The following is a 23,480-nucleotide window of genomic DNA, read 5'->3' as shown; positions in this document are numbered from 1 at the left end:
TAGTGATAAACTTGTTATTGTTACACCAACCCCTTAACCTCCTCAAAATCTAGTCCACCATAATTACCACTACTCATAAGTAATACCGCTTTGTTTTTTAGCTCTTGTTCAAAAAGAAACTTTTTAAAGTCGGCTGGATCTGTGTAAATAATAAGATCATCGCGTTCAAAGGCAGTTGCTATTTGTTGCGTTGTAATAGGCTCTAGTTTTTTGATTTCGACAGCGTGTGGAGAGTAGAATACCACAGCAACATCTGCGCTGTCTAGCGCGCCTTTATACTCGCTTAGAAATTCTGGATTAAGACTGCTGTAGGTGTGTAATTCTAGACACGCTATAAGCGTGCGATCTGGATATTGTTCTTTTACAGCCGTCGTTGTAGCACTTACTTTTGATGGGCTATGTGCAAAATCTTTGTAGATGACAGTGTCATTAGTTTCTGCAATTTTTTCTAAGCGTTTACTCGCTCCTGAGAACGTAGCTATGGCTTCATAAAAATCTTCTTCTACCACGCCCATGTGCTGGCAAATCCACTTTGCACCTGCAAGGTTGTTGAGGTTGTGTTTCCCAAAAACTTCAATAGGCATTGGCCCATCTGGGGTTTCTAGCAAAGTCTCTCCATCTTCAATGCTGTATGATGGAGTTTCATATGGATACTTTTTAATGTGTGCAGTGGCATTTTCTACCACTTTCACGACATTTTCATCTTCTGTGTTGTAAATCATTGCACCACCATTGGTCATAGAATTTACAAAAATCTGAAACTGCTCCACATAGTTATCAAACGTAGGGAATACGTTAATATGATCCCATGCAATACCGCTTAGTAGGGCAATGTTGGGCTTATATAAATGAAATTTAGGTCTGCGGTCTATTGGGCTACTTAAGTATTCATCACCTTCTAGTACCATAAAATCTGCATCATCTGTCATGCGCACCATGGTATCAAAGCCTTCTAGTTGCGCGCCTACCATATAATCTACTTCTTTTTCCCAATAATGCATGACATGCAAAATCATAGAAGTAATAGTGGTCTTACCGTGAGAACCGCCTATAACAACACGGGTTTTGTTTTTGGCACGTTCATATAAGTACTCAGGATATGAATATATGCTTAGTCCTAGCTCTTGTGCTTTTAAAAGCTCAGGGTTATCTTCCTTTGCGTGCATGCCTAATATGACAGCGTCAAGATCTACTGTAATTTTTTCTGGAAACCATCCAAATGCTTCAGGTAGCAATCCATACTTTTCAAGTCGGGATTTTGACGGGTCAAAGATAGTGTCATCACTACCTGTAACCGTTTCTCCTTTATGATGTAATGCGAGTGCTAGATTGTGCATTGCTGCACCACCTATAGCGATAAAATGGATATTCATATAATCTTATTCTTTGAAGTAAAAATAAGATTATACTCTCAAACTACCATAAGAGAAGTCAGGTAATTAGTCATGGGTGTTTTGAGGTTTTTATGCTTTCGCGAAAGCGTACTTCAACACTTCATAACCATTGCCACGACTGTAATTAAGGCGCTTTTTTTAATAGCAAGTCTCTATAATTATTTAAAAAATTGACAATCAGTAGTGTAGTCTGCGAGGTGACATAACGGCATTCTCCCTAAAAGGCACTATTTTTGTCTTACCGACACCATACCAGAAAACCGCCAACACAATTATGAGTTTTTTCAAAAAAATATTTAGCAAAGAAAAAAAAGAAACCCTTGATAAAGGTTTAGAGAAAACAAAGACGAGCTTCTTTGATAAGATGAGTAAGGCAGTTGCTGGAAAATCTAAGGTAGATGATGATGTTCTAGATAATCTTGAAGAAGTACTTGTAACGAGTGATGTGGGTGTAAAAACTACGCTTAAAGTAATTACTCGTATCGAGGAGCGTGTGTCACGTGATAAGTATGTAGGGACAGATGAGCTTAACCAGATTTTACGTGAAGAAATCGCTGGCTTACTAAGCGAGACTAACGTAGGAAACGCAACAGAATTTGAAATCCCTAAAGGTACCAAGCCACACGTAATTATGGTGGTAGGTGTAAACGGAGTAGGGAAAACGACAACGATAGGTAAACTTGCATACCAATTTAAAAAGCAAGGACTTAAAGTCGTCCTAGGAGCTGCAGATACGTTTAGAGCAGCAGCTATAGATCAATTGCAAGTGTGGGCAGATAGAGTAGATGTTCCTATTGTAAAACAACAAATGGGAAGTGACCCAGCCTCAGTAGCGTTTGACGCGCTAGAGAGTGGTGTAAATCAAAACGCAGATGTGATCATTATTGATACTGCAGGAAGATTACATAATAAGGTGAATTTAATGAACGAGCTTACTAAGGTGAAGCGCGTGATGCAAAAAGTAGTCGGAGATGCTCCTCACGATGTACTTCTTGTACTTGACGGATCTACTGGTCAAAACGCCTTTGAACAAGCAAAACAATTTACGGCAGCTACAGAGGTGACTTCGCTTGCGGTGACAAAACTAGACGGTACTGCCAAAGGTGGTGTGGTTATAGGTATTTCTGATCAGTTTCAAATCCCTGTAAAATACATTGGAGTAGGAGAAGGTATCGAAGATTTGCAAGTGTTCAACAAAGTGGAGTTTGTAGATAGTTTCTTTAAATAAGCCATTACTTTTTATGAAACTCGTTCCTAGGTGGCTTCCAGAACTTACGTTGCGCACTTTACGAGTTGTTGTCATTGGTTTCATGCTACTTAATGTGTGGAGCGTGTATACGGCACATGCTACAGTAAGAAGCGAACTTGTACCTAAGTATCTAGCTCAGTACTCTGCTTTTCCTCATTATATTTTTATTGTTTTTTATAGTCTCATCATATTTTATATATGGAGAATTCTTAAGGGAGCACTAGCTTCAGAAAATTGGTGGGTGCCTGTAATTGCAGTGATTATATTTGAATCTACTAAGTTTTTTATCTACGGTTTCTTGATGTGGGTTAATCCTTTTGGATAAACCTTTTTGTATTTTTAGTGGACTATAAAAATGCACTATGAAATACCTTTATACTCTCGCGCTCGCAACGGCGCTTTTTTCTTGTAAAAACGATGCTCCTACAACCACAGTAGATATAACTCCTAGATATGTGTGGGAAGCTTATAATGACTCTCTAGATATTGCAAAAACGCAAGAACTAGAAAATAGCAGAATGCACCTCAAGCTTGTAAATGCAAAGGGGCTCGATAAAAATGATATTTGGAAAGATCTTAATGGGGAGATAAATACGCTTTCGCGAAAGCGTATCTCAGAAATTTCTCCGCTTATCTTAGAGCAGGATATTCCAACCATCCAGAAGCACATCAAAAATGGAGATTACTCATACGAAGAACTTACGCTATTTTATTTAAACCGTATTGCTCGTTTTGAAAGTGATAATGACTTAGCGCTTAACGGAGTCATCTCACTCAATAAAGAAGTGGTGAAAGAAGCAAGAGCACTAGATGCGATTGATAAATCTACCATAGATGAATACTCTGTATATGGGATGCCTATTCTTTTAAAAGATAATATAGGTGCAGCTGGTATGATTACGACTGCAGGATCTGTAGCGCTTGCAGATAATAACGCAGGAGATGCATTTATTACAAAAAGGCTCAAAGAAGAAAATGCCATAATACTTGGTAAAGCCAACTTGAGTGAGTGGGCATACTTTTTATGTACAGGTTGTCCTGTAGGTTATAGTGCCGTGGGTGGTCAAACTATTAACCCATACGGTCGTTTACAATTTGAGTCGGGAGGTTCAAGTTCTGGATCAGGGGTGAGTGTAGCAGCAAATTATGCAGTAGCCGCCATAGGATCAGAAACGAGTGGATCTATATTATCACCTTCTAGCCAAAATAATCTGGTCGGGCTTAAGCCTACCATTGGTCTTTTAAGCCGCAGCGGGATTGTACCTATTTCTAGTCACTTAGACACTCCAGGACCTATGACGAAGAACGTAGTCGATAATGCAATCCTATTACAAGCACTCACTGGTAAAGATGCTGCAGATTCTTATAGCTACACTTCTTCTAGTGATTATGTAACTGCTGTAAAAAATGGAAGCCTTGAAGGAAAATATCTTGGTGTGATAAAAGGATACTTGCAAGACAGTACGTATGCGGCTGCCATTGATAAATTAAAGCAAACCAAAGCTACACTCGTTGAGGTGGATATGGAACGAATTAATATGCCGGGCTTTCTGTCTATCTTAAATATAGATATGAAAAATGATCTACCTGCTTACTATGATGCTGAGGTAGTCTCATCTGTAAAAAATAGAAATATAGAGGAGCTTATCACATTTAACAATCAAGATAGCCTCACTCGTATTCCCTACGGGCAACAGCTTTTTAAAGGTATCGTTGCAGATAGCACAACCGCTTTAGAGCTTAAAGCAATTAAAGAAAACCTTATGGAGGTTACTCAAGCATACTTCCAAGACGCATTGAGCAAGCACCCTGAAGCTGGTGGTCAACTAGACGCCATACTCTCGATAAATAATTATGATGCTGGCTATGCCGCAGCGGCACACTATCCGGCACTTACAATACCGATGGGCTTCACCGCACAAGGCGAGCCTAAGGGAATTACCATCATCACTCCATCTAAGCAGGAAGAAGTGATTTATAATATTGCAGTAGGTGTAGAGAGTACACTTAACGCTAGAACGTTACCAGAAGGGTATCAGGAATAAAATAATCCAGATGACTAGAAGCTAGCCGCTTTTAGAAAGAAAAACACATATTATAATGAGAAAAAAGTCAGCAGTAAGATGCTGACTTTTCTCGTTTTAGATAGCTTTCTTATTACTATGTTATTTGGCTTATCTTTGCACTCCCTTAAAAGGAATGCTATGCGTACAAAATCATTAAAAAAGAATAAGATAAACGTAGTAACTCTAGGTTGCTCAAAGAACGTTTATGACAGTGAGGTCTTGATGGGCCAGCTCAAAGCAAATGAGATGGATGTTGCTCACGAAGAAGAAGGTAACATTGTCGTGATCAATACTTGTGGTTTTATAGACAACGCAAAAGAGGAGTCTGTAAACACTATTCTTGAGTATGTAAAGCAAAAGGAAGAAGGAGAAGTTGATAAGGTGTTTGTAACGGGATGTTTATCTGAGCGTTATAAGCCGGATCTTCAAAAGGAAATTCCAGATGTAGATCAGTATTTTGGAACAACAGAATTACCTGGATTACTCAAAGCACTTGGGGCAGATTATAAGCATGAACTTATAGGGGAGCGTATTACTACAACACCTAAAAACTATGCATACTTAAAAATAGCCGAAGGCTGTGATCGTCCTTGTTCTTTCTGTGCGATTCCTTTAATGAGAGGTAAGCACAAATCAAAATCAATAGAGCACTTAGTGATTGAAGCAAAAAAACTTGCTGCAAACGGAGTGACGGAGTTGATTCTTATTGCGCAAGATCTTACATATTACGGTCTTGATTTATACAAAAAACGTAACCTAGCAGAGCTTCTTGAAAACCTTGTTAAAGTAGAAGGAATCGAGTGGATTCGTTTGCACTATGCATTTCCTTCTGGATTCCCGGTAGATGTACTTGATGTGATGAACCGCGAGCCTAAGGTGTGTAATTATATTGATATACCACTGCAGCATATTGCAGATCATATATTGAAGTCTATGCGTCGTGGTACTACGATGGAGAAAACAAATGCGTTGTTAGACCGCTTTCGCGAAAGCGTACCAGGAATGACTATAAGAACTACGCTTATTGTTGGGTACCCTGGAGAAACAGAAGAAGATTTCCAACTTATGAAGCAATGGGTGAAAGATCAGCGTTTTGAACGTTTAGGTTGTTTTACATATTCTCATGAGGAAAATACACACGCATTTAACCTAGAAGACGATGTACCTGAAGAAGTAAAAATGGATCGTGCTAACCAGATTATGGAGATCCAATCACAAATATCTTGGGAACTTAATCAGCAAAAGATAGGGAAGGAGTTCAAGATTGTAGTAGACCGTAAAGAAGGAAACTACTTTATAGGTCGTACAGAATTTGATTCTCCAGATGTGGATAACGAAGTACTTGTAGACGCAACAAAGTTCTACTTAAAAACTGGAGACTACGCAATGGTAACTATCACAGAGGCCGAAGATTTTGACCTTTATGCAGAACCACTTGTAGCTTTAGAGCGACCACAAGCACTACACGCAAAGCGCGCCACTAAAAAGTAAGAAGCAGTAAGATGATTTATATAAAGCCTTTTGGAACAAATGTTTTGAAAGGCTTTTTTGTGTGTAAGAGTTTCTGCGCAACGCTTACATTTGTAGTATTTATAAACACATTACCTATGCATATTACTGGTTTAGTATTTTTTGTTTTAATCTTCTTCACTTCTTGTAAAAGGTCTAATCAAACGGAGGTTGCACCAGTCTTAGAACAGTCAGCTGTAGAAATGGCTACTGTCAATGCCTCATTAACTACTATAGAACTTCCTTCTACAGGAAAGTCTCATTTACCTAGACTCAAGTCGAGTGGCGGTAAATTACATATGACTTGGGTGGAGCAGGAAGACAAGATGGCAATTTTAAAATATGCTAGTTACGATAGTGCCAAATGGAGTCAACCTAGAACCATTACATCTGGAGATAACTGGTTTGTAAACTGGGCAGATTTTCCGGCACTGGGCGTAAATGGTGATTACGTGCTCACTAATATCTTAGAAAAATCTGCAGAGGGTACGTATGATTATAATATCAAATTGCAATTATCTAAAGGTGATCAAATAATAAAAGACGATTTTCTGCTCAATACAGATGATGTAGATGCAGAGCATGGCTTTGTATCAATCCAAGCGTATGATGGAGGTTTTTATGCTAGCTGGCTAGACGGAAGAAATACTAAAAACGAAGACAAGGCTAAGAATCAAATGACCCTGCGCAACGCCTACATAGATTTGGCGGGAAATATAACTCAAGATACGGAGATAGATAACCGAGTTTGTGACTGCTGTAATACAGCTATCGCAATTACAAATAATGGTCCTATTACCGTTTATAGAGATCGCACAGAAACTAAACCTGAGGTACGAGATATGGCAATCGTACGTTGGGTAGATGGATCATGGACAAAACCTATGGTTATAGGAAATGACAATTGGGAGCTAAATGGTTGCCCCGTAAACGGACCTGCAATCGCGACTCAAGAAGAAAATGTGGTGGTGAGTTGGTTTACTGCAGAGGGTGAAACCCCTAGAGTTCTTACAGCATTTTCAAACGATAATGGAGCCTCTTTTGGAGGTGCAATACGTGTAGATAACGGAAGCGCAATAGGTAGAGTAGATGCAGATTTTATGAGTGATGGCAGCGCTTTCATCTCGTGGTTAGAGCCAATGGGTGAAAACGTTGTACTACAAGTAGCACGAGTATATGTAGATGGCACACACGACGCACCAGTGACAGTAACCAACACCTCTGCCGAACGACAAAGCGGCTTTCCACAACTAGAGGTTGTAGGTGATTTAATTTTTGTCGCCTGGACAGATCTTAATGGTGACAACAGCGAGGTCAAGATGGTACGCTTTGAGATGGAATAGTCTGATTGCACCAATAACGTAACCCACCCACAACAGTGTCCCTCTTCCAAGAGGGAGTCAGGGAGATGTCCGCAAGAGTGAGTTAACTAGAATTTCATTTCCAATTCCCACCCTTCAGGGTCGGGGGAAAGGAATTGGTCGACTGAGTCAGGGCTATGAAAAAGAATTGCCAGCCGAAAAGTTTTCCCCGTCCCTAAAGGGTGACGTTTCTTAGGGAATTAGACATAAAAAGAACGTAACCCACCCACAACAGTGTCCCTCTTCCAAGAGGGAGTCAGGGAGATGTCCGCAGGAGTGAGAAAACAAACTAAAAATTTCTAACTCCAATTCCCACCCTTCAGGATTGGGGAAAGGAATTGGCAGACTGAGTCGTGGCTAGTAAAAAGAATTGCAACCCGAAAAGTTTTTCCCCGTCCCTAAAGGGTGACTTTTCTGAGTTAAGGATATGTCTTAATTTCCTCTTCAATAAATATTTTGAATTCTTCAAATTGGAGCAGGATGAAATTATTTGTGAAACGAATTTCTTTTATTCCATAAGAGTTTATGACATCGGTTCTGTCGGAGTCGTATTCCTTTTGGTTATAATGTATTTCTCCATCTAGTTCTATGCAGAGTTTAAGTTTATGACAATAGAAATCGAGTACATAATCAGCAAAAGGATGTTGACGTCTGAATTTTACACCAAATGGTTTTGTTTTCAAATACTCCCAAATCTTCTTCTCAGCTATAGTTTCTCGTTTTCTCAAAGCAGCTGCAAACTCAAATTTAGAAGCAGCTGCCCTAGCGTGCATATTTTCTTTTGAATTACACATAATTAGTCAGCAATATAACTCATTATTAAGTCTTTGAAGTGAATTTTCTATTTTCCAATGCAGAGATTAAAATCAAGATTAATTTTTTATTTCCAATTCCCACCCTTAAGGGCTGGGGAAAGGAAATCGCCAGTTGAAAAGTTATACCCCGTCCCTAAAGGGTGACTTTTCTAAATTTTGATTCCATTCCAATTCCCACCCTTCAGGGCTGGGGGCAGGAATTGCCAGCCGAAAAGTTTTCCCCGTCCCTAAAGGGTGACTTTTCTGAGAATAGTAGATATAAAAATAACGCGCCCTACCCACAACAGTGTCCCTCTTCCAAGAGGGAGTCAGGGAGATGTCCGCAAGAGTAACAAAAAAAATGCCCTGAAACAGGGCATTTTTTTGTTTTAGTAAGCGTTGTAATTACAACCTATACTTTCCATTATTAGTCAAGAAAATAGCATTGGCAAAGAACAACTTTCCATTGTGCCAGAAAGCTCTAAAAAGTGGATCATCTACCATGTAGATTACACTTCCACGCCCCATGCGTTCTTCTCCAAAAATAAGAGACTTGCTAAGTTTTGCTTTGGCATTATCACCCGCAAATCCTGCAACGTTGGTTACTTCTTCTGGAATGTAAGACACGTTAAAACCTTTGTCCAGATATGAATAAGAGTTGCTTCCTAGTTTTAAAGAGTAGTAGGTGTCATCGTACCCAAAAGCCATAGGATGTGTAGGGTCTACTTTAGTTTTAAAGATAGAACCTGTTATAAAGTTGGTGGTGCTTGCGTTCTCGCGCTCAGCATATGGAGTGAGATTATCATCGCTCGAAGTATCGTCGTCATCACTTGAATTGCTGTTGCGTTTTAAGTTAAATCCAGATTTTCCAGCAAAACTTCCTACGGCATTCGCTATCGCGATTACTTTTCCGCCACCGCGTACAAAATCCTTTACTTTATCTAGTGTACTATCATTAAGCACACTTCCGTACCAACCGCTAGGCATTACTAGGACGTCAAAATCTTCTAGGTCAACGCGTCCTAAATTACCAGTATCAATCGAGGTAGCAGGATATCCTAGTGTTTGCTCAAAGAAATACCAAGTGGCTCCATAACTTAATGATGAGGTTCCTTCTCCTTTTAATAATGCAATTTTCGGCGGATTGATAAGCTTCATAGATGATGATCCAAAGTCAGGACCAGAGGTCGAAAATGAAGTATTAGTTGCGTTAAGGATTCTGTTATGCTTTCGCGAAAGCGTATTTACAACCTCATTAAAATCTGTACGTCCTTTGTTATCACTTTTTGTAATTACTAGCGATCCTCGTTCATAAGAGATACCATTATTTGCAAAAGGCTTTTCTGTAAAACGGACTTTAATTCCTTCCTTTAATAATGCTGCAAGTAGCTTTGCATCTTCAAGGCTATTCCACTTTGCGATATAACCTGCTGCGTTTGCGTTCAGGTTTGAGTTGTTTGTGGTAAAAGGATCTGCCGCATTTGCAGTAACGAGTGATGTGCTTGCTACAGCATTAAGCCCGTAAGCGTGTGGTAAACTCCAGGCAGTAATGTCATAGGTAAGTGGTGTGCTCAGTTTTGCATCTGGCTCAAGAAGCGCTTTTACCATTTTACCTTTTGGCTGATTAGTGCTCACGACCATAGCCATATCATAACTCATGCTTCCTTGACCGTTTGAGGTATAAGAAAAACCTGAGGCTTTCCCGTTTGATGAGAAGCCATATTTGATCTCGTGCCTGTCTAGTAGTGTCGCAAGTTCTTTAAGATTGTCTAGATTTCCAGAAAGTACGTAGCTTTTATATTTAAGGCCGCTTGTGTTGAAGTAGTCTTTAAATTGTGTATTGAGCTTACCAGCATTTGCAGAGGATATTTCTATAGTAGAAAGTCCTGTGGTTTTGTGATGTGCTATACGATCTACAAGGGTAAGTTCAAAACCTTGATCTGTATCTATTCCTAATCCTGCACGACCGTGACCGGCTTGCTCGTAGGTCATCCCTATTGCACCCATAAACATAGGGTAAGTATCTCCGTATGATGGATAAAGTAAGTCAAAACTCTCTCCGGTAAAAAATAGCCAACCTTCTTTATCAAAATAGCGAGCGTGGTTTTTTCCTATTTCTACTTGGAATTCTTGTTGCCAGTCTGTGATAATCTCATTAAAAGGCTCTGCTGCTGGAGCAAAGTAATAAGGGCTATTGATACCTTGCTCGTGGAAATCTACATGCACATGTGGCATCCATTTATTATAAACTTTTAGTCGTTGCTGTGATTCTACTTGAGAAGCCCAAGCCCAATCGCGGTTTAGGTCAAAAAGGTAGTGATTAGGTCTTCCTCCTGGCCACGGCTCATCGTGCTCCGCAGCTACTTGAGCTGGATCGTAAGGTGTAGATGCCACTTGGTTAAACCAGTTTGCATAACGGTCACGTCCATCTGGATTTACACAAGGATCTATAATAACCACAGTGTTTTCTAGCCAGTCTTTTTTTGTAGTCACAAGCTCATACAATGTAGCCATAGATGCTTCTGTTGAGGAAGCTTCATTACCATGGACATTATAAGAAAGCCAGACTATGGCCTTATCTGCCGTACCAGAATTACCAGAGGCAATACCTGTTTGTTCAAGATTTGCTTTACGTATGTTTTCTATATTGTTGTGATTTGCAGCTGTTGTAATTACTGCATACGTAAGTGGTCTGCGCTCATTTGTTTTACCATATGTTTGGTAGGTGACTAGATCACTATTTTCTGCAACATGTTCAAAGTAGCGCACCACATCTGCATGACGTGAGAACTGTGTTCCTATCTCGTAGCCCAGAAATTCTGATGGAGATTGTACTTGTGCGGTAAGTAATGTTGTGAGAAATAAGGCGACAAAAAAGCTGTAGATTCTGAGCATTTGGTTGGTTTTAGCAAAAGCTAAAGCTATAAAAAGAGCTCGCCGCAAATCAGCGTTTTAACGTTTTTTTGGGAAAACTCGCTATTTAACGGATTTATCTTTACTATCTAAACCATAATTTATGCCAACTGACTGTCTGCCGTACCGTGAAACTGGGTATTTTTCTAATCTTATTACGAACTATTTAGATCAAGAAGAAGCACTTAAGCCCTTTTATCACAGATTTCCTACCGCAGATAATCTTATTAAACAGGCAGAAGAGAAGGGGCAATTTTTTAGTCCGCTTTCGCGAAAGCGTTTATATGATTCCCTCATCGCGCAATATAAAAGTACAAACACCTCTGCCGAGACACAGCTCAACTTAGAGCATCTTGCAAGCGAAAATACATTTACCATCACGACAGGGCACCAGCTCAATTTATTTACGGGGCCGCTCTATTTTTTATATAAAATTATCTCAGTCATTAATCTCTGCAAGGAGCTTAAAGAGAAAGATCCAGACCGCAATTATGTACCTATTTACTGGATGGCGACAGAAGATCACGATTTTGACGAGATTAACTACTTTAATTTTCAAGGTAAAAAAGTGCAGTGGAATCGCGAAGACGGCGGCGCCGTAGGCGAACTATCAACCGATGGCCTGGCTGAGGTACTAGCATTATTTAAAACACAGCTGGGGACTTCAAGAAATGCAGAGTACCTCTCAAAACTTTTTAGTGATGCCTACCTAAATCACGATAACCTGGCAGATGCAACGCGCTATCTGGGTAACGAGCTTTTTGGTGAGTATGGCCTTGTCATTGTAGATGGTAACGATGCAAGACTTAAAGAATTATTTGCTCCTTATGTACAACGAGAATTGCTAGAGGGGGTATCGCACGCAAAGGTGACACAGCAAACCGAGCAACTCACTGCGCTAGGCTACCCAGAGCAAGTGCACCCTCGTGAGATTAACTTGTTCTACATCACAAAAGGCATCCGTGAGCGTATTATCAAAGTGGATGATATGTATGTGGTAAATGATACAGATATCCGCTTTCGCGAAAATGAGATACTCAACGAGCTTGCTAACCATCCAGAACGGTTCTCGCCTAACGCTTTGTTGAGACCACTTTTTCAAGAAGTGATTTTACCGAATCTTTGTTACATAGGTGGAGGCGGAGAGCTGGCGTACTGGTTCCAACTTAAAACATATTTTGAAGAAGTGGGTATTCCATTTCCGGCATTACTACTTCGTAACTCGGCATTAATACGTACCGAAAAGCAACGTACAAAGGCGGAAAATCTAGGCGTGTCATTGCCAAATTTATTTCTAAAACAAAACGAACTCATCAACCGAAAGGTGCGTGCCATCTCAAATATAGAGATAGACTTCTCTGCGCAACGCAGCTTCTTGAAAGAGCAGTTTAAAGCAATGCACTTACTAGCCGAAGAGACAGACGCTAGTTTTATAGGAGCCGTAAAAGCTCAAGAAGTAAAACAACTTAAAGGCTTAGAAAACTTAGAGAGTAGATTGCTGCGCGCACAAAAGCGTAAACTAAGCGATCACGTACAACGCCTAGTAGATTTGCAAAACGAAGTATTCCCAATGCAAAGCCTGCAAGAAAGGAATACGAACTTCTCACAGTTTTATCTAGAATTTGGCGAGCAACTCATCCCTGAGCTAGTGAATGCTCTTGAGCCGCTAGGCGGCGAGTTTACGGTGGTTACTTTGTAGGGGGATTGTTAGCTTTTATAGACTATTTTAACTCATTTTCAATAGTTTCTATTAATGACTCTACAAAGTCATCAATTAGTTTAAAATTAAACTCTATTGAATATGTATAGTTCTTGACTTCATATGAATACCTCCAATTAACAAAGGAGTCATTATGAAGTCTGAGTAATTCTTTGATATTTAAATTTGCGATGTCATTTTTATCTTCTCTGTCACTATTGTTGTTAAGGCTAGTATTGTAAGAGAATTTTATAGCTTTTAGTTTTTCTTTTGAATTAGTTTTCAGTTTTTTAGAATTATAATTCCTTTCAATTTTATTCTGAGTTTCCAATGGTAGGTAATCAAAAAGTTCCTCAAGTTTATGACCGCTTTTAGAGGGCTTTGAAGGAGATATATTATGAAGAAGTTTCAAAAGTAGTTCTGCGGCAAAAGTATAGCAAGTTGCAGAAACAGGTGAGAGTTCAAAACCCTCGAGTCCGCTATTAAAGTTGATTGTTTCAGCAGATATTCTTGCTTGTTTAAAAAAGCCTAGAGCTGAATAATATTGGAGTTGTTCATTATTTTTAGTTGTTCTTTTTCCCATTTATGAACTTTGTGATTGTTGGATTTCCATTATCATTTATGCAAAATTCTTCACCATCTTTCTTTCCGTTTGTATAAGGACATTTATATACTAAAGTAGTATCCTTATGTCTTGTGACTAAAGTATTTTTATGTGCAATCATATGATGATACTATAATTGTCTTTTTATCTAATAATTCAATTTTTAAATCCTCAGTTGCTCCTTCTCCTTCAAATCTTATAATGTTTCCTATTTTTTCTTGAAAGATTGGTTTCCAAAACTCATTTTCGTTCATTAGTGCTCCATAGTCACTCACCATTTGATGATAAACCTCGTTTAAAGTTAGATTTTTATATTCTGTAATATGATCAAAACAACTGTCCCAAGCTCCGTAAGTGTAAGTTCCGTTTTCGTAATATTTGTATTTGTAATATTTATGAAACTCTCCATCTTTTGTATTTATTAATTTTTCTTGTTCTTTCTGATCAATCAGTTTTCCTAAGAGGTTTATATGTGTTTGGCCTTTGTAGCTTTTTCCAATTTCCACATTTTTGTCAGATAGGTTGGAACTGAAGATAAATCCATTAATATTTTTGGGCTTAATCCAATCTCCAGTCAAAGAAAATTCTTCGCCCATTTCTAATTGGTCATTCGATTGGATTATATCTTCAATAATTAAGCTTTCTCCTGCTTTCAGCTCAGTTATTATGTTCGATTTGAAATTCGGTTTTTCATAGACTTTTGCACCAAGCACATTTATGACACACAATTCTGTTTTTACTTTAAAATTTTGTCCGAAAATAGAATTGATAAATAATAAGACTAACAGTATTGGTAAAAAACTTTTCATAATATAAGATATCTATAAACCCAACTGCCTTATCCCCTCATAAGCTACAATTCCCACGGCATTTGCGAGATTTAAACTTCTGATATGTTCGCTAAATAATGGGATTTTATAAAGTTGGTCAGGGTGTTTTTCGGTGATTTCTTTTGGGAGTCCTTTAGATTCTTTTCCAAAGACGAGAAATAGGTCTTCTTCAAAAGGAATGTCATAATGTGATTTTGTGCCGTGACTTGAGAGAAAGGCCATTTTCGCGAAAGCGTTCTTTTTAAAAAAGTCTTCTGTATTATTATAATACTGTACGTCTAGATGCTTCCAGTAGTCAAGACCTGCGCGTTTAAGGCGGGTGTCGTCTATCTCAAAACCAAAGGGTTTTACAAGGTGCAACTTGCAGCCAGAACCGAGGGCAAGCCTACCTATGTTACCTGTGTTGTTTGGGATTTCTGGATGTATGAGTACAATATTGAGCATAATGGCTTGCTTGATGGGATGTATGGTGTATAAATGGTGTGTGAGATACTAATGTTATCACAAAAACTAAAGCTGGTCACGGGCTATAACTCCCGTCTACAGTATCTTTACCCAAAAATAGCATTTTGAGAGTAAACTACTTCCCCCAGAAAATTATATATACCGTTGTAATCCTTCTTTTTTCTTTAGGAAATACGCAGACTGCACAAGCGCAGGATTTTGAAAAAATTAAAGAGTTTTTTACATTTTACCCAAACCACAAGGCAGTTGAGCAAGATTCTACGCTATATGCATCTAAGTTTATAGCAGCACCCGTTGTGAGTTATAGCCCAGAGACAAATTTTGCCTTTGGAACGGGAGCAAAGTATCTCTTTAAATTTAACGGTAGTGGGGAGGAGACGCGTGTGTCTAATATGCCTATCACGCTGCAGTACACACTTAATAGTCAGTTTTTTGTTTATTCTGGATTTGAGATTTTTACTAACCAAGAGAAATGGGTGATAGAGGGTAATATCCTTTTTCAAAATTACCCAAGACTGTTTTATGGTTTTGGCACAAACTCACCAGAAAGTGCAGAGGAGGAGTATAATTATTACCAGTTACTAGTGGAGCCTATCTTTTTAAAGCAGGCTTTTACACGTTACCTTTTTGTAGGTGCAGGTGTGCGATTTAATCACATTTACTCTGTTGATATAGAAGAGGGCGGACTAATAGATCAAACCAGACCTACTGGTTATGATGGTTCTACATCACTAGGTGTTGAGGTTGCATCACTTTATGACAGTAGAAATAATGTGCTAAACTCAAATAATGGGTGGTACTTAGAAGCTACAAGAGGACAATATTTTGAAGGGCTAGGAGGCACACATAATTTTAACCTAACTCGTTTTGACCTTAGACACTATATGAAGCCTTTTGCAAATAAGGAGGATGTAATTGCCGTCAATTTCGTTGGGAGATTCACGCGTGGTGACTTACCATTTTCTGAGTTTTCGTTTCTTGGAGGTAGTGAGATTATGCGTGGTTATAGAGAAGGCCGTTATGTAGGTAGAGATTTACTGGCGAGCCAGGTAGAATATAGAAAGACGTTTAAGAACTCTCGTTTTGGCGCTGTATTATTTGCCGGTGGAGGTGATATCTATAATGATGTAAGCGATTTTCAGTTTAAGAACTTAAAACCTACCTATGGAGGTGGTCTTCGTTTTATGATAGATAAGGAAGAACGTCTTAATCTTCGTTTTGATGTAGGTTTTGGTAGAGGCTCTAGTGAGTTTTACTTAGGGATTGCAGAGGCATTTTAATAGCTAGCAGCTAGTTTAATTTGCATCATTTTATTTTTAGAGATAGGAACAAAATTTCTATATTACTCTGAAAATAATCCTGATACGATGCTTAAACCTTTACTCTTTTTTCTTTCCATTTTTTTAGTTTGTAGTTGTGCTCAACAACAAGAACCAGAAGTTGCCATAAACCCGGAAACGTACTGGGGAGAAAACCCTTGGCCAGATATTAGAAAGAAGCGTATTAGTCAGCTATTACCGCAAGCGCTCAAAACTGCAGGTGTTGATTGCTGGATGACTATTTGTAGAGAAAATAATAATGATCCCATTGCAGACCACATAGGAGGAGAAAATGCTGGTGGTACCGCCGTGTTTTTATTTTACAACGACGCAACTGGTTTTCACTCTAAAGTATTCTCACCTTCTGGAGAAGCAACTGCGCTAGATGATCTAGATATACACGAGGAGGTCGTGAGTGTAGAGCGAGGAACCTCTGCTATTGAGCAAGCCTCAGATTTTATCAAAACAAAAGATTTTAAACGTATTGCCGTAAACACATCTTCAAAAAATGTGATGGCAGATGGACTTACGCATACACAGTATGAAGAAATCGCTACTGCCTTAGGTGACGAAACGTCAAAATTAGTATCCTCTGAAGAGGTTGTCTATGAGTGGTTATCTATAAAGCTACCAGAAGAAGTTGCCATACTAAAGAAAGCAGCAAAGCTCACTGCCCAGTGGCAGATTGAAGCCTACGAGCAAGTAGTACCTGGCACATCTACAGATGCAGACATTGCAAAATATTTAAAACAAAGAATGACCGAGTATGGCGTGACAGATGGATGGGCACCTGCTCAAAATCCTAATGTAAATTCTGGGTCAGACCGTGGGCACTCGCACGCTACGGATAAAGTAATTATGCCTGGTGATGTGATACAAATAGATTTTGGCATCAAAGTATATGACAGGTGGGTGACAGATATACAGCGATTTGCATATGTCTTAAAAGAAGGTGAGAGCGAGGCTCCAGATGAGATTATGCACTACTGGGAAAGTTCTAAAGCTGGAAATAGGGAGGCACTCGCTGCGATGAAACCTGGCGTTAAAGGAGTAGATGTAGATAGAGCCCAGCGCGTACTTATGGAAAAAGCAGGGTCTGACTATGTGATGTGGAGCACGGGTCACCCCGTAGGCTATGTCGCTCACGATGTAGGACCTAATCTAGGAGGTTCTCAAGCATCACACGTAAGACCAGCCTCAGAAAAAGTGATCAAGGAAGGGATGACCTTTGCCTTTGACGGTTTTCACTCTTGGAAACTAGCAGACGGCGGTGTAAAAACAATGTCTGTAGAGGAGATGGCTGTAGTAAGAGAAAATGGAGCGGAGTATCTTATCGCTCCACAAGAAGAACTTGTTATTATCTCAAATTAATTATCTACGCAAAAAACCAATAATCTTTAACCGCTTCTTTGCCCCAGGCATCGAGTAGTGCTTGTATTTCCTTCTTACCATCTGGAGAAGAAACTACAATCATAATCTGCGCATTTTCTATAGATGGGACATCTGTAAAAGATTGCATACGTACATCATAAATGTCTTTACCTATCTGTTTCTCATTATTAGAAACCCAGTGAAAGGTGTCATTATAGGATTGTTTGTACTTAAGAAGAATACTTAACTAACATATGCGAATATTACAGTAGTGGAATATTCATATTTGTAGGCTAAGCCCAAAAATAATTACTACTTTTCTTTGAAACATAACCTAAGTAGGACTTTTGATTTATATTTTTACTACTCAAACTTTTTAAATGAAATACGTTTTTTTATATCTAAGTCTCTTACTTCTATCTTGCGGAACAGACGATGGCCAAACTATTACAATGACTAATTTACCGAATACATCAGGTCTTTTAGGTCAAAGAATTTCATTAGATATAGCCGAAGTGAATTTTGATAGTAACGTCCAAGTTTTTTTTGGTAATGAACAGACATCATTTTTTATTCAAGAATCAGGTGTAATAAACATTTTGATTCCAAGATCACTTGATACAGCGCAAAAAAATATAGAGGTAATTGATTTAAATACAAATGAAACTATTGCTGTATCTAATTTTTCATTATTAAGTCCTTCCATCTCAGGTTATTCAACTGACCAAGCTATATTTGGAGAGCCATTTGAAATTTTTGGTGAAAATTTTGATATTGATATAGATGATATTATTGTTGAAATAAATAATGAATCTGCTCAAATTTTAGAATCTTCATACAATTCTATAACCGTACTCTTGCCATCGTTTATTGTTGAATCTCATCTTAATATTGAGGTGACGGCTCAAAGACAGATTGTAGTTGATGATCAATTAGATTTATTAGAACCAATTTTGACTATCCCCGATGGAACAAATGTTTTTTATGGTGAATTTGCAGTTCAAGGTATAGGGTTGAATCCCGAAAGTTTAGGTAGTGTTTTTGTAGATGATGTTGAAGCACGTTTTTATGTAGCAAATGATTTCCTTGTAGTAGATATTCCGCCGGGGATTTACGATGATTTTACAATTCAGGAACTACGATATGAGTATGCGGGTTTTGTGACAGTTTTAGATGCAGAACTTTCTATTGTTGAAAATGCTATTCTAGTAGACCAAAATCCAAATGTAATTGAACATTCTTACGTTTTTGATCAAGATATTTACGGTTTAGGAAACCTAAACGATTTTGATGATCATCTGGATCCAATTTACGCGCTTTTTAAATTTGAAACAGATACAGAAAAGTGGGAAAGGATAGGAGATTGGGAGTTTGAAGGTATTATAGAATTTACTGTATTTGATAATATTGATAGGATCTACTTACAAAAAACGCCTTTAGGTAGTGATCCAGTTTACGAGTGGAGCTTTATAGATCTTAATTCTTTTGAAGAAACGCTTATTGAAACACCTGTAAGTAGTACTTTATATAATTCAAATGTTTTTGCTTTTCAAGACGGATTATTCGTCTTAGGAGGTTTTATCTTAACACCTGATGATACTATTGATATTCAAAATTTTAAGTTGAAATTAAATAGGAATACTTTAGAGTGGGAGGAGCTTCCTTCTAATGCGTTGGAAGGGTTTCCTTTGCCAGAAGCCCAAAATGGAGGTAATGTATTTAATCCAAGACATGCTGATGGTAAATTGTTTTTATCACAATTTGACAGCTTCAATCCAACGATCATTGTGAATGCGGATTTTTCTGTAGAAACATTAAATCAACAAGTTTCATTTATAATAGATAACTATGTTATAGTCAAGTCTGGGAATATTTTACGGAATTTACAGACAGGAAATCAAATTGATTTTAATGGTACTGTACCTGAAAGTATTAAATATGTAGGAGGTGAATTCTATTATATTTCTATTAATGAATTCAATTATTTTTCTAATGAGTATCTAACTGCTAGATTTAAACCCGGAATATTCAATGCATTATTTTAAGAAAGTATACCAGTTACTTTTTGTAGTCCTAGTATTGTCTTGTTCTAAAGAGGATGAAACGACTACTACAACTGATGACTTTGAAGTATCAATTGAAAGTTTAACTATACTAGAGAATGAAATAGAGATTAATTGGGAGATAAGCAAGCCTATCAATTCTATAATTAATAATATTAGCATCTATAGGAATGATACATTTACCGCTTCAACGTTAGTCGTAGATCAATTTATATCAAATACTCCATCAAATGCTACATCTTATATTGATTTTGATGTACCCTACACAACCTCTGTTTCCTACACTGTACAAGTTCGTTTTAGTTTCGAGAGCGATGGACAGACTGAGAGTCTTGAAGTTACAAGCAATAGGGGAGTTCTAGACAGAGATTTAGTAACCTTTAATAATGTCCCATTTCAGGTAGAAAGAGATAGGTTAGAGCAAAATATATACCATATTTATGACCGTAATTCTACTTCTAAATTAGTAAGATACAATACCTCCGCAGGTAAAGTGTCTGAGATATTTAATCTTGGTTCTGGACTATCTCGTTTTAATAAATTTCAGTTTCGTTTTAACAATTTATTGGTAGTAACAAATACCGAAGGAGAAGTTCAAATCTTAAATACAGGTGATTACGGACTGATTAGTGAGTTTGAAGTTCCTGATAATGAGATTATTAAAACATTTGCATTTGTAGGTGAAAAATTTTATTATAAAGGTCGAGATAGCTTCTACTATTCCTATAACCTAAATACGGGAGAAAATTTTAGAGCGCCAGTGGGAGCGGGAGATATATTACTGAGCTATGATAACCAAGAAAGCGTGTTTTATATTATAAGCCGTTTTGATGCTGCTCAAGCTGGATTAATGCGACTAGTAGATAATTGTCCTTCTGAAGTTGAATGTAATGTAGAATTCGTTAATCAAACAGGTGATATCAATCTTCAAGGTTTCGGAATAGACGGAAGTAATATAGATCCAAATTTATTTGTTATTAATGAAGAGTTGGAAATCTTTATTTCAGGGAGATCAGGGTCAGTTTTTAGTTTAAATTCTTTTGAACAATTATCAAACTTTGAATTGTTAACAAACGATAAGTATTTTAATTTCTCGATAGGTTCAGACAATAAGATTTATGCGGCAGTACAAGCAAAGAAAGAGATACACGTTTTTGATAGTCAGGATTATACATTACTAGAAAGAATACCGACTATAACCTATCCTATTCATATATTACTAAGTGAAGGAAATGGAAATCAAAAAATTGATGTTGTTGGTACTTACCGACCGCTTCAATATTTTTCATATGGTTTCGGTTCAAACACTGGAGGGAATTTCGATTTTCAAGAGTTAGCGGTTATAGAGCATGTTGTTAATTAATGAATCAACACCTTAAGATTACTTTGTTTAAAAAATAATCCCTTCTTTTCTAAATAAAAGCACTCCAATTCATGAGTAATGTACCAATAAACTAAGCAAAAAACCAGTAATCTTTAACCGCTACTTTGTCCCAAGAATCAAGTAGTGCTTGTATTTCCTTCTTTCCATCGGGAGAAGAAACTACAATCATAATCTGCGCATTTTCTATAGATGGGACATCTGTAAAAGATTGCATACGTACATCGTAAATGTCTTTACCTATCTGTTTCTCATTATTTGAAACCCAGTGAAAGGTATCATTATACGATTGTAAAATCTTTGCCATATCCTTACCGTTACGGCCAGCACCCCAGAGTACGAGTGGTCGTGTGTTATCACGGTCTATCTCGTAGAAGAAACGCATTTTTAAGTCAAAATAGCGATTGTCTTTATACTCATCCCAAGTGCGTGATATACGATTAGAGCGATCACGCCAGTGGTGAAGTATGGCATCTATGCCTATAACTTTGAGCCCGTGTTTATACATACGGAAACATAAATCGTAATCTTCTGGATAGATAATAGGATCAAAAGCACCTACGGCATCAAAATCATCTTTATGAATCATCCAGCAATGTGACGGGATAACACACTCTTTATAAATCTGCTGGTAGTGAGTACTCGTTCTTGCAACCTCATTAAGCCAGCGCTCATAGCGTAAAAAACCATCGCCTACCTCGCCCTCATCTACAAAGTGCTCTGTACCTCCAGCAATCACGTGCCCTTTTCCATACTTATGCCATTCATCTACGAGAAGCTGAATTTTATAATCAGGCATTTTATCATCAGAATCCATTCTGTTAAGCAGGGTTCCTCGTACTTCTCTGTATCCACATTGTAATGTAGGGATGAGCTTGTAACCGTCACTATCAAAAACACGAACGCGTGCATCTTGCTTTGCAAATGCTGCAAGAATCTCTGGAGTTTCATCTGTACTGTGATCATTTACAGCAATAAGTTCCCAGTTTTGATACGTCTGGTTTATAATCGAGTTTATGCAATCGTGTAGATATGGAGCCGTGTCTTTTACGGCCATTATGATAGATACGAGGGGTGTGTTTGCTTTTACCATTCTGCAATGTTACTATAATAAAAGAAAGAATATACTACTGTCCATAAACAATATGCAATGGTGCCAACAGTCCAAAATAGATGTCTTAATTTATACAGTTTAATTTTAGATTTGAAATAATACAAGTTTGTAGTCTCTAGTATAATTCCTGCAGAATAAAGAATATTTGCAAGTATTCCCCAAATTATAATACCTATAAAATCCGTAAAACCCAAAGGGGATAGATTTGTATAAAAGGTATAAATTGATATTATACCTGATAAACCAACTAAAAGATTGAACCAAATTCTTTTCGTTTCCCACCATTTGATAGTATGTAAAAGGCAATCTGTATTCATCGTATTTACTGCCACGATTTTGGAAGGTTTTTTGTGATTTCTATAGGGTCAAAAGTACTACTTTCTCTCGCGCCGTGTTCAGTCACCCATTTTGCGGTTTCTTGTAATCCTTGTGCAAGTGTTGTGGCTGGTTTTGGGCTAAAGATTTCTGTAAATTTTGAATGGTCTGCATTGGCGTGTACTACTTCTTCGCGCTGTTCAAGGTAGTTGATAGTCACTTCTTTTTTCATAGCAACTCCTACTTCTTTAGCTAGTTCGTTTACCGTGTTTTCGCTGTCTGAGCCTATGTTAAAGATTTGGTTGTCCGCTTTCGCGAAAGCGTAACTAGCCGCAATATAAGGAGCTACGTCATCTATGTAAGTAAAGGCACGGGTTTGATTTCCGTCGCCAAAGATGGTAAGCGGTTCGTCCTTTAAAATTTGATTCATAAAAATGCCCACTACATTACGATACTTATCTCCGATGTTTTGTCCAGGCCCATACACATTGTGCGGGCGAAAGATAATATAGTCTAGCCCAAACATGTTATGTGCATTATCCAGATCCATCTCTACCGCATATTTTGCAATACCATAAGGGTCTTCGGGTTGTGGTTTTTGCGATTCCTTGAGTGGTAATTCTTGAGTTCCATATACAGCAATAGAGCTCGTAAAGATGAACTTCTTTATGTTGTGATTAACCGCTGCATTAATGAGATTGATGCTCCCTATCAAGTTATTCTCGTAGTTGAACTTACGTATAAAATGGCTTAATCCTTCGGCGGCATATGCAGCTAGGTGATACACGTAGTCAAAATTATATTGATTAAATATAGTGTCAATAAGTGAGACATCTGTGATAGAGCCATTGATAAATGTTGCGCCTTCTGGAATATTGTCTTCAAAACCACCAGAGAGATCATCAAGTATTACGACTTGATGATTTAAATCTAGTAAATGACGAGCAACATGACTTCCTATAAAGCCAGCTCCACCAGTAACTAATGAGGTTATTTGCATGCTGCAAACTTAGAAAAATGAATTGAGAGGAGT

At 38.0% G+C, this 23,480-nt stretch carries 19 protein-coding genes; 10 read left to right on the top strand and 9 right to left on the bottom strand.

Annotated features, from left to right (window positions below; all coding sequences use genetic code 11):
- Window positions 1-20 precede the first annotated feature (20 nt).
- On the bottom strand, window positions 21-1,373 hold the full coding sequence (gene murC / locus ACJJVW_RS03210) for a UDP-N-acetylmuramate--L-alanine ligase (protein WP_405250745.1): 1,353 nt from the start codon (window positions 1,371-1,373) through the stop codon (window positions 21-23).
- Window positions 1,374-1,668: 295 nt separating this feature from the next.
- On the opposite strand from murC, the gene ftsY reads away from it, so the two are divergent.
- The 5 genes from ftsY to ACJJVW_RS03185 all read left to right on the top strand — a co-directional run bounded on the left by ftsY (window position 1,669) and on the right by ACJJVW_RS03185 (window position 7,561).
- On the top strand, window positions 1,669-2,622 hold the full coding sequence (gene ftsY / locus ACJJVW_RS03205; protein ID WP_013751421.1) for a signal recognition particle-docking protein FtsY: 954 nt from the start codon (window positions 1,669-1,671) through the stop codon (window positions 2,620-2,622).
- Between the two features lie 13 nt (window positions 2,623-2,635).
- Entirely contained in the window at window positions 2,636-2,968 is a 333-nt protein-coding gene (locus ACJJVW_RS03200) for a hypothetical protein (RefSeq protein WP_339848129.1), read from the top strand.
- A gap of 37 nt (window positions 2,969-3,005) precedes the next feature.
- Entirely contained in the window at window positions 3,006-4,688 is a 1,683-nt protein-coding gene (locus tag ACJJVW_RS03195) for an amidase family protein (RefSeq protein WP_405250744.1), read from the top strand.
- Window positions 4,689-4,847: 159 nt separating this feature from the next.
- Window positions 4,848-6,200, top strand: a complete 1,353-nt coding sequence (gene rimO, locus ACJJVW_RS03190; protein ID WP_405250743.1) for a 30S ribosomal protein S12 methylthiotransferase RimO — start codon at window positions 4,848-4,850, stop codon at window positions 6,198-6,200.
- Between the two features lie 116 nt (window positions 6,201-6,316).
- Complete coding sequence (locus ACJJVW_RS03185; protein ID WP_405250742.1) at window positions 6,317-7,561, top strand: hypothetical protein; 1,245 nt, start codon at window positions 6,317-6,319, stop codon at window positions 7,559-7,561.
- A 437-nt stretch (window positions 7,562-7,998) separates the two neighbouring features.
- Here ACJJVW_RS03185 and ACJJVW_RS03180 read toward each other — a convergent pair whose 3' ends face one another.
- Window positions 7,999-8,373 carry an endonuclease domain-containing protein gene (locus ACJJVW_RS03180; RefSeq protein WP_405250741.1) on the bottom strand — a complete coding sequence of 125 codons (375 nt, stop codon included), beginning with the start codon at window positions 8,371-8,373 and terminating at the stop codon, window positions 7,999-8,001.
- Between the two features lie 405 nt (window positions 8,374-8,778).
- Complete coding sequence (locus tag ACJJVW_RS03175; protein WP_405250740.1) at window positions 8,779-11,268, bottom strand: M14 family metallopeptidase; 2,490 nt, start codon at window positions 11,266-11,268, stop codon at window positions 8,779-8,781.
- A 121-nt stretch (window positions 11,269-11,389) separates the two neighbouring features.
- On the opposite strand from ACJJVW_RS03175, the gene bshC reads away from it, so the two are divergent.
- Window positions 11,390-12,985: a bacillithiol biosynthesis cysteine-adding enzyme BshC gene (gene bshC, locus ACJJVW_RS03170; RefSeq protein WP_405250739.1), complete on the top strand. Its 1,596-nt coding sequence runs from the start codon at window positions 11,390-11,392 to the stop codon at window positions 12,983-12,985.
- A gap of 22 nt (window positions 12,986-13,007) precedes the next feature.
- Here the strand turns inward: bshC and ACJJVW_RS03165 are convergent, their stop codons facing one another.
- The 3 genes from ACJJVW_RS03165 to ACJJVW_RS03155 form a co-directional block, all read right to left on the bottom strand.
- Window positions 13,008-13,568 carry a hypothetical protein gene (locus ACJJVW_RS03165; protein WP_405250738.1) on the bottom strand — a complete coding sequence of 187 codons (561 nt, stop codon included), beginning with the start codon at window positions 13,566-13,568 and terminating at the stop codon, window positions 13,008-13,010.
- A 128-nt stretch (window positions 13,569-13,696) separates the two neighbouring features.
- Window positions 13,697-14,398, bottom strand: a complete 702-nt coding sequence (locus ACJJVW_RS03160) for an SH3 domain-containing protein (RefSeq protein WP_405250737.1) — start codon at window positions 14,396-14,398, stop codon at window positions 13,697-13,699.
- Window positions 14,399-14,410: 12 nt separating this feature from the next.
- Complete coding sequence (locus ACJJVW_RS03155) at window positions 14,411-14,866, bottom strand: tRNA (cytidine(34)-2'-O)-methyltransferase (protein ID WP_405253053.1); 456 nt, start codon at window positions 14,864-14,866, stop codon at window positions 14,411-14,413.
- Window positions 14,867-14,988: 122 nt separating this feature from the next.
- On the opposite strand from ACJJVW_RS03155, the gene ACJJVW_RS03150 reads away from it, so the two are divergent.
- Together ACJJVW_RS03150 and ACJJVW_RS03145 are read left to right on the top strand one after the other, a co-directional pair.
- On the top strand, window positions 14,989-16,164 hold the full coding sequence (locus tag ACJJVW_RS03150; protein WP_405250736.1) for a BamA/TamA family outer membrane protein: 1,176 nt from the start codon (window positions 14,989-14,991) through the stop codon (window positions 16,162-16,164).
- 87 nt (window positions 16,165-16,251) lie between these two features.
- Window positions 16,252-17,574 carry a M24 family metallopeptidase gene (locus ACJJVW_RS03145; RefSeq protein ID WP_405250735.1) on the top strand — a complete coding sequence of 441 codons (1,323 nt, stop codon included), beginning with the start codon at window positions 16,252-16,254 and terminating at the stop codon, window positions 17,572-17,574.
- A 4-nt stretch (window positions 17,575-17,578) separates the two neighbouring features.
- Here the strand turns inward: ACJJVW_RS03145 and ACJJVW_RS03140 are convergent, their stop codons facing one another.
- A complete protein-coding gene (locus ACJJVW_RS03140; protein WP_405250734.1) occupies window positions 17,579-17,722 on the bottom strand; it encodes a hypothetical protein in 144 nt (47 codons plus the stop codon).
- Window positions 17,723-17,954: 232 nt separating this feature from the next.
- On the opposite strand from ACJJVW_RS03140, the gene ACJJVW_RS03135 reads away from it, so the two are divergent.
- Together ACJJVW_RS03135 and ACJJVW_RS03130 are read left to right on the top strand one after the other, a co-directional pair.
- On the top strand, window positions 17,955-19,619 hold the full coding sequence (locus tag ACJJVW_RS03135; protein ID WP_405250733.1) for an IPT/TIG domain-containing protein: 1,665 nt from the start codon (window positions 17,955-17,957) through the stop codon (window positions 19,617-19,619).
- Window positions 19,606-21,000 carry a hypothetical protein gene (locus ACJJVW_RS03130; RefSeq protein ID WP_405250732.1) on the top strand — a complete coding sequence of 465 codons (1,395 nt, stop codon included), beginning with the start codon at window positions 19,606-19,608 and terminating at the stop codon, window positions 20,998-21,000. The genes ACJJVW_RS03135 and ACJJVW_RS03130 overlap by 14 nt, the downstream gene beginning before the upstream one ends.
- 91 nt (window positions 21,001-21,091) lie before the next feature.
- Here ACJJVW_RS03130 and ACJJVW_RS03125 read toward each other — a convergent pair whose 3' ends face one another.
- Both ACJJVW_RS03125 and ACJJVW_RS03120 read right to left on the bottom strand, forming a co-directional pair.
- Window positions 21,092-22,111, bottom strand: coding sequence for a glycosyltransferase family 2 protein (locus ACJJVW_RS03125; RefSeq protein WP_405250730.1), 1,020 nt, complete (start codon window positions 22,109-22,111; stop codon window positions 21,092-21,094).
- 343 nt (window positions 22,112-22,454) lie between these two features.
- Window positions 22,455-23,447, bottom strand: coding sequence for an NAD-dependent epimerase/dehydratase family protein (locus ACJJVW_RS03120; RefSeq protein ID WP_405250729.1), 993 nt, complete (start codon window positions 23,445-23,447; stop codon window positions 22,455-22,457).
- Window positions 23,448-23,480 lie beyond the last annotated feature (33 nt).

Source organism: Dokdonia sp. Asnod3-C12 (assembly GCF_045063975.1).
Taxonomy (GTDB): Bacteria; Bacteroidota; Bacteroidia; order Flavobacteriales; family Flavobacteriaceae; genus Dokdonia.
This window is presented reverse-complemented; position numbering and strand designations above follow the sequence as displayed.

Excerpts from the sequence above, each read along its gene's own strand:
- ACJJVW_RS03140 (WP_405250734.1), bottom strand. The coding sequence starts at position 17,722 with ATGCAATCTTTTACAGATGTCCCATCTATAGAAAATGCGCAGATTATG.
- ACJJVW_RS03165 (WP_405250738.1), bottom strand. The coding sequence starts at position 13,568 with ATGGGAAAAAGAACAACTAAAAATAATGAACAACTCCAATATTATTCA.
- ACJJVW_RS03175 (WP_405250740.1), bottom strand. The coding sequence starts at position 11,268 with ATGCTCAGAATCTACAGCTTTTTTGTCGCCTTATTTCTCACAACATTA.
- ftsY (WP_013751421.1), top strand. The coding sequence starts at position 1,669 with ATGAGTTTTTTCAAAAAAATATTTAGCAAAGAAAAAAAAGAAACCCTT.
- ACJJVW_RS03120 (WP_405250729.1), bottom strand. The coding sequence starts at position 23,447 with ATGCAAATAACCTCATTAGTTACTGGTGGAGCTGGCTTTATAGGAAGT.
- ACJJVW_RS03195 (WP_405250744.1), top strand. The coding sequence starts at position 3,006 with ATGAAATACCTTTATACTCTCGCGCTCGCAACGGCGCTTTTTTCTTGT.
- ACJJVW_RS03125 (WP_405250730.1), bottom strand. The coding sequence starts at position 22,111 with ATGGTAAAAGCAAACACACCCCTCGTATCTATCATAATGGCCGTAAAA.
- ACJJVW_RS03185 (WP_405250742.1), top strand. The coding sequence starts at position 6,317 with ATGCATATTACTGGTTTAGTATTTTTTGTTTTAATCTTCTTCACTTCT.
- ACJJVW_RS03145 (WP_405250735.1), top strand. The coding sequence starts at position 16,252 with ATGCTTAAACCTTTACTCTTTTTTCTTTCCATTTTTTTAGTTTGTAGT.
- ACJJVW_RS03160 (WP_405250737.1), bottom strand. The coding sequence starts at position 14,398 with ATGAAAAGTTTTTTACCAATACTGTTAGTCTTATTATTTATCAATTCT.
- bshC (WP_405250739.1), top strand. The coding sequence starts at position 11,390 with ATGCCAACTGACTGTCTGCCGTACCGTGAAACTGGGTATTTTTCTAAT.
- rimO (WP_405250743.1), top strand. The coding sequence starts at position 4,848 with ATGCGTACAAAATCATTAAAAAAGAATAAGATAAACGTAGTAACTCTA.
- ACJJVW_RS03135 (WP_405250733.1), top strand. The coding sequence starts at position 17,955 with ATGAAATACGTTTTTTTATATCTAAGTCTCTTACTTCTATCTTGCGGA.
- murC (WP_405250745.1), bottom strand. The coding sequence starts at position 1,373 with ATGAATATCCATTTTATCGCTATAGGTGGTGCAGCAATGCACAATCTA.
- ACJJVW_RS03130 (WP_405250732.1), top strand. The coding sequence starts at position 19,606 with ATGCATTATTTTAAGAAAGTATACCAGTTACTTTTTGTAGTCCTAGTA.
- ACJJVW_RS03200 (WP_339848129.1), top strand. The coding sequence starts at position 2,636 with ATGAAACTCGTTCCTAGGTGGCTTCCAGAACTTACGTTGCGCACTTTA.
- ACJJVW_RS03180 (WP_405250741.1), bottom strand. The coding sequence starts at position 8,373 with ATGTGTAATTCAAAAGAAAATATGCACGCTAGGGCAGCTGCTTCTAAA.